Raw genomic sequence first — 11192 nt, 5'->3', positions numbered from 1 at the left:
TTCGGACGACGATGATCTCTTTGCGCTGATGCTCGACGAAGGCGTTCCCGTCCGTAATGCCATCCATCATTCTCGAGCTCTAAAAGAGGAGATAAGCTCGCCCCGCTGTAGCCTTGGCGACCGGCCGCCGAGCGACGCCGGACGCGAGATCGTTACCAGCTTGGCTGCGGTCAATGAAAGCACGAACCTTGCAGCGTGCCGCTGCCTTTCTCATACTAGGCGACGCTCCAAACCGCTCGCGACTTCGTGCTTTTGTTGACCGGTCGCGGCCGGGCCGCGCCAACCGTCAGCGCAGTTGTGTTGGGGGGCCCTGAGGTGCTCAATGAAAAAAGCATTGCTCGGCACTGTGGTAGGCTCGTTCGATGACTCAGGCTCCCAACCCTGCTCCCGTGCAAGACTCGAGGACAGGAAGGACTGTGATCGTTCGAGGTCTCGGTGCCCTGAAGGGCCGACTGCGCCTCGATCAACGTATCGATCTCCTCAAGCCCATAGCGCGGCAGGCAGCGGAGCTGGACTGATCGCGACCAAGGCGGAGTAGGCAGGTGGTCGATTGAAAGCCAGATTGGTTCACGGCCGGCTTTCAAGTCTTCACGTGACGAGATATAAGGACGCTAACATGGCCGTCCCCTCTGATGCTGAACGCATCAAGGGGCGGCCTTCTTGTTAACAAAAGCTGCACCGTTCAGGTCGCGCGCCGAATGTAAGTCATCGAAAGCACGAAGATCGAGGTTGTCGAACCTCAAGCCGGCAGGAGCCACTAATGCTTCAGTGAGGGCATCCGCGCAAATGGGCTTCTGGATAAGCTGGAGCGCCCGATAGGCCGGAGGGATCGCTTCCCTGTCGTAGCCGGTGACCAACACGGCAGGCACACGGCGATCGGCGAGACGGTCGAGCAGATCGAACGCCATCTCGCCGCCGAGACGAAGGTCGACGACCGCCGCCTGCACCGCCGTGGCGGAGAGAAGTTCGTCGGCCGTCTCCACGCAACCGGCAGGGCCGACGATTTCGGCCCCTTTCCCGGCCAGGGTTTCCTCGATCTCGCTCGCGATCAGATATTCGTCCTCGACGACCAGGATGCGAAGACTGCGGAGTGGCTGCTGCGCCCTTCGATCGTAGAGCGTCGCAAGTTCGAAATGGATCGCGCGCGCCTTCGCGCAGGGGCTGGCGAGGGCGATCGCACGCTCGTCGCGCGCGCGGCGCCCGCAATAGTCGAAATCGAGCATGGGAAGAGCTCCGTCTTGAAGCGGGAGCTTTCCAGTTGCTCTCAGCCGCCGACATGCTCGGGCCTTGGTCGGCGATGACCGCCTTTTACCACGATTGACCGTCCATGACGAGGCTGGGCCGCGTCGCTCGTCGGATCAGGCCACCAGGGCCAGCAAAGGTGTGCCACGTGGCACACTCTGCCTGCTCCGATGCGCTGTCAGCGTCCATAGCGCCACTGCCGTGGTCGGCATGCCACCAGCGTCAACCTTGAGGGGAAGAGTCGCCCCGGCGCGATTACTCGGCCTTTGTAGGGCCGGCGCGCCCGTTCCCCTTTCAGCCCGCGTAGCGCCGCCTAACACGAGGTCGGGCAGCGCCGTGGACAACTTCTCAACTTCCGGTGAGCGCAGCGTGCTGAGATATAAGCCCCCATGACCGCTTTTGCATTCTTCGGCGCCGCCTTGGCGGAGATCGCCGGCTGTTTCGCGTTCTGGGCGTGGCTCAGGCTCGGCAAGTCGCCCTGGTGGGTCGCGCCCGGCATCCTGTCCCTTTGTCTATTCGCCTATCTGCTCACCTTACCGGCGTCCGATCAGGCTGGCCGATCCTATGCGGCGTATGGGGGCGTCTACATCCTGTCGGCCGTGTTGTGGCTCTGGATCGCGGAGGGTACCAAGCCCGATCGCTGGGATCTAATCGGCGCGGCAGTCTGCCTTGTCGGAGCAGCGATCATCTTCTTCGGCCCGCGCGCGGCAACGGGCGGCTGACGGCCGCCCTACCTTCGAGGGGAAAGCGGGCCGCGTCGCCATCATGCCCGGGCGCTCGATGCGCCGATCGCGATCGCCGATGGGTCCAAAGCCGGATTGACCGCCACCCCGGCTTGCTTGCGCTCCGAATAGCGGTCGACGAGCTGCGTCGTGTGCGGCCGGAGCAGCACGATGAAGCGGACCAGCTCCTCCATCACGTCGACGATGCGGTCATAATAGCTTGACGGCTTCATGCGTCCGGCCTCGTCGAACTCCTTGTACGCCATTGCTACCGAGGACTGGTTCGGGATCGTGAACATGCGCATCCAGCGGCCGAGCAGGCGCAGCGTATTGACCGCGTTGAAGGATTGCGATCCGCCCGACACCTGCATGACCGCGAGCGTGCGGCCCTGGGTCGGACGCATGCCCTTCATCTCGAGCGGAAGGTGATCGATCTGCGCCTTCATGATGCCGGTGATCTGGCCGTGCCGCTCCGGGCTGCACCAGACCTGGCCCTCCGACCACATCGCCAGTTCGCGCAGCTCGTGAACGGCCGGATGATCGTCGCCTGCCACCTGGTCGGGGAGCGGCAGCGTCGAGGGATCGAAGATCCGCGTTTCCGCGCCGAAGGATTGCAGCAGGCGCGCCGCTTCCTCCGTGGCGAGCCGCGAGAAGGAGCGCTCGCGCAAGCTGCCGTAAAGCAGAAGTATCCGGGGGGCCGGCTCCAGCGGTCCGAGCCCCGACGCGGGCCGCGCGCGGATGTAGGCTGGATCGAGTGCCGGCAGGAGGTCGGGATCGGCAAGCGTACGGAGCGGCATCAAAGAGCTTTCACGAGATAGGTGGCCGACGCCGGGCAGAGCGCGGTGAACTCGCGCGAGGCGGCAACCGTGGGCGGTGCCGCAGCGCGATCGGCCCCGGCATAGCCGTTCACCCGAAAGAACGGCGCTGCGGTGTTGGTCAGAAGGCGGAGCCGCTCGACGCCGAGCCGGCGCGCCTCGCCCTCGAGCAGCGCCAGCATCGCGCGGCCGATGCCGGCGCCCCGGTGATCGGCCACGACAACCAGCGAGCGGAGCAGGCGGTCCGACCCTTCGCCCTCGATCCCGCCGAACCCGACCAACCCAGCGTCGTCGTCGAAGCGGACGAAGGCGCGGCCGGGTTCGGCGAGGTCGGCGGTCGGCAGCTTGGCGGCTGCCAGCGCGCCGGCCAGATCATCCAGCGCGCCCGGCGCGAGACACGTGACGCGGAGGCCGGTCACGCGCGCGCACCGCGCTCGTACCAGCCCCGCGACGCCTTCACGATCGAGACGACCGACAGCATCACCGGCACCTCGACCAGCACGCCCACGACCGTCGCCAGCGCCGCGCCCGACGTGAGCCCGAACAGCGAGATGGCGGCCGCGACGGCCAATTCGAAGAAGTTGGACGCGCCGATCAGCGCCGCAGGCGCCGCCACGCACCATGCAACGCCGAAGCGGCGCGACAGCCAGTAGGCTAGCCCTGCATTGAAATAGACCTGGATGAGGATCGGCACCGCGAGCAGCGCGATCACCAGCGGCTGCGCCACGATCGCCTCACCCTGAAAGCCGAACAGCAGGACGAGCGTCGCCAGCAGCGAAACGAGCGATACCGGGCCGAGGCGACCGAGCAGCCGGTCGAGCGCTGACTGTCCGCCGTTTGCCAGCACGGCCCGGCGAACGAGCTGGGCGGCGATGACCGGCACGACGATGTAGAGCAGCACCGAGATCAGTAGCGTGTCCCACGGCACCGTCACCGAGGCAACGCCGAGCAGCAGCCCGACGAGCGGCGCAAACAGAAACACCATGATGACGTCGTTCAGCGCGACCTGGGACAGCGTATAGGTCGGCTCGCCCTCGCACAGGTTCGACCATACGAACACCATGGCGGTGCACGGTGCCGCAGCGAGCAGGATCAGGCCGGCGATGTAGGACGGCCCCTCCCCTGCGGGCAGGAGCGGCGCGAACAGCCAACCGATGAACAATGTGCCCAGTGCTGCCATCGAGAAGGGCTTCACCGCCCAGTTGATGAACAGCGTGACGCCCACCCCCTTCCAATGCTGGCGGATCGACCCGAGCGCGCCGAAGTCGATCTTGAGCAGCATCGGCACGATCATCAGCCAGATCAGTACCGCGACGATGAGATTGACGCGCGCGACCTCGGCCGAGGCGATGCGCGCGAACAGGCCGGGCAAAAGGTGCCCCAGGCCGATGCCGGCAACGATGCAGAGCGCCACCCAGAGCGTCAGGTATCGCTCGAAGGTGCCGATGCCGGGGCGCGCCGGCGCAGGTCCGGCGACGGGGGCGATCGTCGACATGGGCTCAGCCAACCCGCTCGCCGAACGCGTCCACCACCTGTTCGCCGTCCTCCTTGGCGAAGGCGCCGAGCTGCCTGCTCGGCAGCAGATCGAGGACGGCTTCGGACGGGCGGCAGAGCTTCACGCCCAGGGGCGAGACGACCAGCGGGCGGTTGATGAGGATCGGGTGCGCCATCATCGCGTCCACCAGCGCCTCGTCGGACAGCGAAGTGTCGCCGAGCCCCAGCTCCGCATAGGGTGTGCCCTTCTCCCGCAAGAGGTCGCGCGGCGAGATGCCCGCCCGCTCGATCAGCTCGACCAGCATCGCGCGCGAGGGCGGGGTCTTCAGATATTCGACCACGTGCGGTTCGATGCCGGCATTGCGGATCATGGCAAGCGCGTTGCGCGACGTGCCGCACTCAGGATTGTGGTAGATGACGATATCGACGGCCGAGTCAGTCCGGCTCATGGGGCTTCCTTTCAGCAGCAGGGGGCGAGTTCGGCGACGAGCGGGACGCACAATTCGGCGTTGCCGGCACAGCAATCCTTGACCAGGAACAGCGTCAGCGCGCGCAGCCCGCCGAGGTCGGCGCGGTAGATGATCGAGCGGCTGTGCCGTTCGGAGCGGACGAGGCCGGCACGGGCCAGGATACCCAGATGCGCCGACATCGTGTTCTGCGGCACATCGAGCTGTCGGGCGATCTCCCCCGCCGCCAAGCCGGCAGGCTCGTGCCGGACCAGCAGACGAAACACGTCCAGGCGCGTGCCCTGCGCCAAGGCCCCCAATGCCACGATCGCCGACTCGCTTTCCATATATCCAGCATAGCGGATATGTGGAGGAAGGCTAGGCTGTTGCTCCGAAAGTGACTTCTCGTGACTTCGCACTCAGGCGGTGAGACGCACAGGTGTGCCACGTGGTACACCTGTGATCGGCAACGCTGCCCGGTCGTCGAGCATCGCCAGCAGATCTCCCAGCGCGCGACGTCGATACGCATTGTACCAGCGGCGCCGACGATGTTCGGCCCCATCGTGGATCATGTGGCAGCGCTGGCAGAGCGCAGCGAGATTGCGCGGCCCATTATCGGTCGGGTCGTGGTTGAGGTGTGCGCAGGCGATATAGACCCGCGTCAGCCTAACCGCTTCGGCGACATTTGCGCCTGCCACACGGATGCGACGCCCTCGCCCATCGCGCCACTGCCGGCGATCGGCATCCCACCAGCGGCCATCGCCGAGGTGGAAGACACGTGCCCCATGCGGCCGCCGGCAATGCTCGCACCGCCCTCCAGCTCGGCCAAACCGGATCAGCTTCGACAGTTCGGGCCAGTCGATCGGGTAGAGCCAGCGATGTTCCGGCATGATCGGCATGACGATTCTATGAGTCAGGACCGGGCGGAACGAAAGCAGAAAATGTATGCTGGCGAAGGTGGCTGCGCAGATCACGCAGCCACATACGGCTCAGCCGTTCAGCGCGTCCTTGACCGCCTTGGCCGGCACGAACGTCAGCTTCTTCGAGGCGGCAATCTGGATGGTCTCGCCGTTCGAGGGATTGCGGCCCTCGCGCGCCGGGCTATCCTTGATCTTGAACTTGCCGAAGCCGGACAAGGATACTTCCTCCCCCTTCGCCGCGGCCGCGACGATCGCCGCCAGCAGGCCATCCACCGCCTTACGGGCGTCGGCTTTGCTCAAGGCGTGATTGGCAACCAGCGTTTCGGCGAGTTCGGCATTGTTCATGGTGTTCTCCCAAATCAGATCGTGTGAATACCCGCGCGATCCCGGATTGGCGACCGGCACCATGATGGCCGCCGAGGCGGGCTCGTTTGTTGGCGGCAGACGCCGCGGGGAACGCCAAGGGCGCCGCCCTTTCGTTCCCGAACGACAATCTTGCCGCCCGTGTAATCCGCCAAGCGCGGCACCCGGGGTGAAGCCCCGGCCGCGCTAGGGCGGCTCGCCCGCGCCAGCTTCCCAAGATTCTCGCTCCCCCTCCCCATCCCGTCCTCGCCGGACAGGCAGGGCCGTGAGGCCGAGCGGCCTTGCGGCCCATGCCAACAAGGAGGATCACCCGATGCCGACCCCCGAGCAAATCGACACCATCCGGCGCCTCAACGACGCGGCGCGTACCCACCCCGGCCTCGCGAGCCTCGCCAACGTTACGATGGGGTTCCAGGCACTCTCCGAGCTGGACCGTTTCGCCGCGCTGTTCGCGATCACCCGGTTCACGAAGTTTGACGGCGACAACGACCCTTATGGTGAGCACGATTTCGGCGCGGTCTATAAACTCGCAAGCGGCGCGTGGACGCAGGACCGCCCGACGATGCAAAGGCGATCGTGCAGACGGTGTTCTGGAAGATCGACTATTACGACACGAGCCTCACCTACGGCAGTGACGCTCCGTGGAATTCCGAGCAGACTAAACGGGTGCTGACGATCATGCTGGCCAGCGAATACTAACGCCTATGGCGTAGCGATCCGCGCTCGATTGAGCGCGGATCAACCCTGCCGAAACGGACCTTCGCCAACGTGATTTGTTGAGAAATCGCGAGGGAGCGCGTAGGGTTAACGGCGAAAGGATGACGCGATGGCCCAGATCAATCTCGACACGCTGCGCGAGCGCATCCGCTCCATGGACTTCCAACGCGGCACCCCCGAGCAGATCGCGTTGTGGCGCGAGGACGTAGCAGAGGCGCGCGCCAACCTCGTCATCGAGGACATGACGCCGACCGGTGACGAAGATGCCATGTTCGCCATGATGCTCGATGAGGGTGTTCCCCCTTCGCTCATGCCGTCCATCATCCTCGGCCTCTACAAGCCAGGAACCCACCAGATCGCGGCCTGACCTTGGCAGACGATCCCTACACCTACCCCGGTACGGACACGCTCCGGAACCGGCTTGGGATCACGGACGACAAGACCCTCATGGAGGCCGAGCGGAGGTTGACCTTGGCGCGCGGCGCAGAAGCCGCGCGCCTCACCTTTCCAGCGACGGCGGACGGCTATCGCGCCCTACATCGGCACCTCTTCCAGGACCTTTACGACTGGGCGGGTCAGGATCGCACCGTCAATATCGCCAAGGGCGGCTCCAGTTTCGCGCACGTGCCTTACATCGCGCGCGAGCTCGATAAGCGGTTTGCCGATACGCGGGCGGGCGATGCGCTGAAGGGCCTCGCCCGCGACGAGTTTTTCGACCGGCTCGGCAACCACATCAACGAGATCAATGCCATCCACCCTTTCCGCGAGGGAAACGGGCGGACGATGCGCCACCACGCGGCGCAGCTCGCCCGCGATGCCGGCCATCCCATCAGGATCGCCTCGATCGACAAGACCGCGTGGATGGACGCGTCCCGGCATGGCTTCCTCACCGGCGATCATCGGCCTATGGCCGCGGTGCTCGCCGAGGCGGCGATCCGTCGCGACCTTGCGCCCGAAGCGCGGATCGGTCCCGCCGGGATAGCCTTGCTGCCTCAACGTGCGCCGCCCGAAGGGCAGCGCTACCGGGTGACGCTGACCAAGGCCCGCGAGGAACTGGATCGCTATCTCCCGGCGCCCGCCAGCAGGCGGCCGACCGGCTACGCAGCCTCATTCGAGAAGGCGCCTCCTCCCCGGTCATCGCCAACGCCCGCACCGAGCTGGCCTATGTCCGCCACGCCAAAGGCCCGATCTACCAGTCACACCTTCTCACCTATCTTGGCGTGCGTCAGGTCGATGCGGTCATCACCCCGCAGCAGACCCCGCTTGAGCGCGTCCGCGAGATCGGCGCGGCTCTCGGCGTCCAGATCAATTCGCAGCAGCCAGCGCAGCTCCAGCGCGTGGTTCGCTCGCTGGAGCGGCCGATCCTACCGCCTGGGGCTTCACCAGGTCAGGAGCGGCTCGCCGAGCTGTTCCTGAAGAACACGGCCGAGAAGAACCACGCCGACCCACGTCTCGCGCCCGCCCAGACGATCGTCGACGACGCCATGCAGAAGGCGCGCGAGGGCGGCGAAAGCGCGCGCATGATCAACACGGTCGGGGAATCCACTCGCCAGCTTGTCGCCGACCGGATCAAGATCGGGGCCGCGCTCGAAGGGGCGTCCGCCCCGCCGCCCGACCGGAGCACGCCGCCCCCGGATCGTGGCAAGGATCGGAGCCGTTAGGCTTCGCCTTAGCGTTCGGGGCGTCGGGTCGGAAAGACCGGCCCGCGTACCGTCATCCTGGCGGGGTCATAGGGCTTCTGCAGGGCGACGATCTCGTCATAGGTACCGTGCAGCCACGTATTGATGTCCTCGGGATCGAGGATCGTAATTATCGCCTTGGGGTGGATCGAGTCTACGAACGTGTTGGGGTCGTCAGCGGCCGTTTGCCGTCGCCCAAGTCGTGCTTGTCAGACGTGAACTCGCAAAACTCCGTCAGCGGCACCCTCGCCGCACTGGCCGACCCTCGTGCAGGCGCTTGCGACGGGCGGCTGCGTCCGCAAGGGCGAGAAGGGTTCAGCGGTGATGAGCACCCGCTACTTACTGTTTCCCATTATGTTGATCCTCTCCATATCCCGGCCCAACGCCACTTTCCTCCGTTGCGACGCCATGATTGAAATCCGCTGCGGTGAAGCCTTCCAACCCACCTGATAAGAACGATCGCGTTAGTTGGGGAGATCAGGCGAAAGGCACGAGCGAAACGTGTGATGCGGATAAGCATCGAAGCTGCCATGAGCCAAAGGCCGGCAGGAAACATCGGCCGTAGGCCAGCCATTAATGGCCATCCCTTGATCGCCCGAACATCGCGACCCGCCAAAGATACCAGATGGCAGCCAGCGCGAGCACGGCGTTGCTGATCGGTTCGATGACGCTCGCCACCTGGCTATAGCGCTCGCCCAACTCATAGCCCGCCAGCACGAGGATAACGGTCCATATGGCCGAGCCGGCGAGCGTCGAAACCAAGAACGGGCCGAGGGGCATCCCGCTGACCCCTGCGGGTACTGAAATCAGGGTCCTGACCCCCGGAACCATGCGCCCGAACAGAACCGCCCGACGACCGTAGCGGTCGAACCAGCGGTCGACATGATCGACCTCAACGGGCGTCAACGTCAGCCATCGGCCGTGACGGGCAGCAAAGCGCTTCAATCGATCGATGCCGATCCAACGGCCGACATAGTACCACAGCACCGCCCCTGCAGCCGAGCCGAGGGTGCCAGCGATCGCGACCACCCACAGTGAGCCGCGCCCCTGCGCAGCGGTGTAGCCGGCAAGTGGCAGGATCACTTCCGACGGGATCGGCGGAAAGACGTTCTCGGCCAGCATCAACAGGAAAACGCCAAAGCCGCCGAGTGACGCGAGGATCGATGTTATGATGTCAAACACAAACCAGCCTCGTCAGAAGATCCAATAGGAGATCGCGCAAATCACGAGCAGAAGGGCGACGACCGACCCGACGATCCTATTTTCCAGGCGCGGACATTCCACGTTGCTGATCCGCGCGGCGACCTGCCAAGCGGGTCGGACCGGACACCGCCACGAACCGGCTACGATCCGATCCAGCTCGGCATCCGACAACCCGAAGAACGATTTCGCGTCACCGCGCGGTCGTCCCGCCGACCCCATCACCCGCAGCACCACGTCGTTCCATGCGACATCGATCGCGCTCAGCCGATCGACCATCGCGCCGCGCGCGTCACCGCACGCCCAAGAGGGGGACAGCAGACCGATGATCTGGTGGGGATCGCGCTCCAGCAGTGTCGCCCAGCGCAGCAAGCGATGTTGGCGGTCCCGCGCCGCGGTGGTCCTCGCCGGTGCCCGGCGCCGGGTAAGGGGTCGCGCAGGCCACATCCATCGGCTCGCCCAAGAGGTCGTCATGGGCTCGCCGAGGTGCCGACGTTGCCATTGGTGGCGCGCTTGAGCGGACGAGAACAGCGCAGGGTGAGGAAGGTGGTGGCGCTCAGGATGAAGGCGATGTCGTATAGGCCGTAGCCCACGGCCGCGCCGAGCGCCCCAGTCGCCCACAGACTGGCCGCCGTCGCCGTGCCTGACGCCTTGCCGCCCTTTTTCAGGATCGCGCCGCCTCCAATGAAGCCGACGCCCGTAATCAGACCTTCGAGCAACCTGGCTTGCGCTGGAGACGTGCGGCCGAGGATCGCGATGCCCACCAGCACGAAGCCGCAACTGGCGATGGCAACCAACGGGAATGTGCGGATGCCTGCGCTGCGGGCGTCCTTCTCGCGATCCCAGCCAACAGGAAAAGCGAGCGCATAGGCCACGGCGAGGCTGACGATATGAGTGGTTATCTCCCCCCAAGAGCTCTGAAACATGTCCGTCCACCCCTCTTCTGGTCACGTTGATTGCTGTTGCGCCGTCCGGATTGACCGAGAGATCCGGCAGCGTTCCGGAACGTCGCCTTCAAGGGCGGTCCTTTTCTCTCAGTCACGATTCTACACTCCCTTTCCTTCAGGCCTCTCTCCGCTTCAGCCCTCATATCGTTCGATTAGATTCGTTCGTCCCCGAGCCCGTCAGCAGATCAATAGACTTCATTTGGACCGAGATTTTTCGGGTCCAATAAAGTCTAATTTCATACTCACCAATTCATAAGGCGACTTGTTGAACGTGAACGAGAATCCGATTTCCCGTCGACGGGGACCATCAACCATCAATATAAAACGCTCTTTGCATTCGCGATTTCCGGAGGACCACGTGGCGCAAGCTCTCATATATCCGTGAGTCGGATAGTGTCCGATAGAGTGACGAACGTCACCAATAAGCTTAATGCCATTTCCCTTCGCATGTATTTCTGATGAAATGACCATGTTGGGATATTTGCTGGTATTTATGCGCTCAGTTAATATAGAAGGCGAGCATGCTACATTGATGGTGAAGATAATAAGTAATGCAAATAGAGAAATCTTTTGCATTGTGATTACTCCAGAGCTGAATGCAATTTGCAATAGGCAATTCAGCAGGGTCGCCATGTTAGATGCGCGCC

At 64.4% G+C, this 11192-nt stretch carries 18 protein-coding genes and 2 pseudogenes; 8 read left to right on the top strand and 12 right to left on the bottom strand.

All coding sequences use genetic code 11. From position 1 onward, the window contains the following. On the top strand, positions 1-259 hold a 259-nt coding region (locus ACP690_RS14380), incomplete at its 5' end, for a hypothetical protein (RefSeq protein WP_426289873.1). A 385-nt stretch (positions 260-644) separates the two neighbouring features. On the opposite strand, the gene ACP690_RS14375 is transcribed toward ACP690_RS14380, so the two are convergent. Then, a complete protein-coding gene (locus ACP690_RS14375) occupies positions 645-1223 on the bottom strand; it encodes a response regulator (RefSeq protein ID WP_017980829.1) in 579 nt (192 codons plus the stop codon). A 408-nt stretch (positions 1224-1631) separates the two neighbouring features. Here ACP690_RS14375 and ACP690_RS14370 point away from each other — a divergent pair, with 408 nt between their 5' ends. Then, positions 1632-1964: a YnfA family protein gene (locus tag ACP690_RS14370; RefSeq protein ID WP_017980828.1), complete on the top strand. Its 333-nt coding sequence runs from the start codon at positions 1632-1634 to the stop codon at positions 1962-1964. 41 nt (positions 1965-2005) lie between these two features. Here the strand turns inward: ACP690_RS14370 and arsH are convergent, their stop codons facing one another. From arsH to ACP690_RS14335, 7 genes are all read right to left on the bottom strand, one after another. Beyond that, positions 2006-2761, bottom strand: a complete 756-nt coding sequence (arsH, locus tag ACP690_RS14365) for an arsenical resistance protein ArsH (protein WP_017980827.1) — start codon at positions 2759-2761, stop codon at positions 2006-2008. Then, positions 2761-3198 (bottom strand): arsenic resistance N-acetyltransferase ArsN2, encoded by a 438-nt coding sequence (gene arsN2 / locus ACP690_RS14360; RefSeq protein WP_017980826.1) that lies wholly within the window; start codon positions 3196-3198, stop codon positions 2761-2763. The genes arsH and arsN2 overlap by 1 nt, the downstream gene beginning before the upstream one ends. After that, positions 3195-4274: an ACR3 family arsenite efflux transporter gene (gene arsB / locus ACP690_RS14355; RefSeq protein WP_017980825.1), complete on the bottom strand. Its 1080-nt coding sequence runs from the start codon at positions 4272-4274 to the stop codon at positions 3195-3197. Before arsB ends, arsN2 begins: the two co-directional genes overlap by 4 nt. A gap of 4 nt (positions 4275-4278) precedes the next feature. After that, positions 4279-4722 (bottom strand): arsenate reductase (glutaredoxin), encoded by a 444-nt coding sequence (arsC, locus tag ACP690_RS14350; RefSeq protein ID WP_017980824.1) that lies wholly within the window; start codon positions 4720-4722, stop codon positions 4279-4281. An 11-nt stretch (positions 4723-4733) separates the two neighbouring features. Next, positions 4734-5066, bottom strand: coding sequence for an ArsR/SmtB family transcription factor (locus ACP690_RS14345; RefSeq protein WP_017980823.1), 333 nt, complete (start codon positions 5064-5066; stop codon positions 4734-4736). 72 nt (positions 5067-5138) lie between these two features. Further along, a complete protein-coding gene (locus tag ACP690_RS14340) occupies positions 5139-5618 on the bottom strand; it encodes a hypothetical protein (RefSeq protein WP_078462361.1) in 480 nt (159 codons plus the stop codon). Positions 5619-5708: 90 nt separating this feature from the next. Then, on the bottom strand, positions 5709-6047 hold the full coding sequence (locus ACP690_RS14335) for an HU family DNA-binding protein (RefSeq protein WP_017980821.1): 339 nt from the start codon (positions 6045-6047) through the stop codon (positions 5709-5711). 268 nt (positions 6048-6315) lie between these two features. On the opposite strand from ACP690_RS14335, the pseudogene ACP690_RS14330 reads away from it, so the two are divergent. The 6 genes and pseudogenes from ACP690_RS14330 to ACP690_RS14305 all read left to right on the top strand — a co-directional run. Continuing rightward, positions 6316-6465, top strand: a pseudogene (locus tag ACP690_RS14330) (DUF3768 domain-containing protein); the annotation flags it as partial. Between the two features lie 77 nt (positions 6466-6542). Beyond that, on the top strand, positions 6543-6701 hold the full coding sequence (locus ACP690_RS14325) for a DUF3768 domain-containing protein (RefSeq protein WP_017980820.1): 159 nt from the start codon (positions 6543-6545) through the stop codon (positions 6699-6701). 127 nt (positions 6702-6828) lie between these two features. Further along, a complete protein-coding gene (locus ACP690_RS14320) occupies positions 6829-7086 on the top strand; it encodes a hypothetical protein (protein ID WP_017980819.1) in 258 nt (85 codons plus the stop codon). Positions 7087-7166: 80 nt separating this feature from the next. Further along, a pseudogene (locus ACP690_RS14315) lies at positions 7167-7463 on the top strand (Fic/DOC family protein); the annotation flags it as partial. Between the two features lie 476 nt (positions 7464-7939). Then, positions 7940-8380: a hypothetical protein gene (locus ACP690_RS14310; RefSeq protein ID WP_426261595.1), complete on the top strand. Its 441-nt coding sequence runs from the start codon at positions 7940-7942 to the stop codon at positions 8378-8380. A 285-nt stretch (positions 8381-8665) separates the two neighbouring features. Then, positions 8666-8848 carry a hypothetical protein gene (locus ACP690_RS14305; RefSeq protein ID WP_026151876.1) on the top strand — a complete coding sequence of 61 codons (183 nt, stop codon included), beginning with the start codon at positions 8666-8668 and terminating at the stop codon, positions 8846-8848. A 123-nt stretch (positions 8849-8971) separates the two neighbouring features. On the opposite strand, the gene ACP690_RS14300 is transcribed toward ACP690_RS14305, so the two are convergent. The 4 genes from ACP690_RS14300 to ACP690_RS14285 form a co-directional block, all read right to left on the bottom strand. Next, on the bottom strand, positions 8972-9580 hold the full coding sequence (locus ACP690_RS14300; protein WP_017980815.1) for a DedA family protein: 609 nt from the start codon (positions 9578-9580) through the stop codon (positions 8972-8974). Positions 9581-9592: 12 nt separating this feature from the next. Next, positions 9593-9970 (bottom strand): hypothetical protein, encoded by a 378-nt coding sequence (locus ACP690_RS14295; protein WP_017980814.1) that lies wholly within the window; start codon positions 9968-9970, stop codon positions 9593-9595. 98 nt (positions 9971-10068) lie between these two features. After that, entirely contained in the window at positions 10069-10524 is a 456-nt protein-coding gene (locus ACP690_RS14290; protein ID WP_017980813.1) for an MgtC/SapB family protein, read from the bottom strand. A 216-nt stretch (positions 10525-10740) separates the two neighbouring features. Then, a complete protein-coding gene (locus ACP690_RS14285; protein WP_147276299.1) occupies positions 10741-11178 on the bottom strand; it encodes a hypothetical protein in 438 nt (145 codons plus the stop codon). Between the last annotated feature and the right edge of the window lie 14 nt (positions 11179-11192).

Source organism: Sphingomonas sp. DC4900, assembly GCF_049896485.1.
In the GTDB taxonomy this organism is placed as follows: Bacteria; Pseudomonadota; Alphaproteobacteria; order Sphingomonadales; family Sphingomonadaceae; genus Sphingomonas; species Sphingomonas aquatilis.
This window is presented reverse-complemented; position numbering and strand designations above follow the sequence as displayed.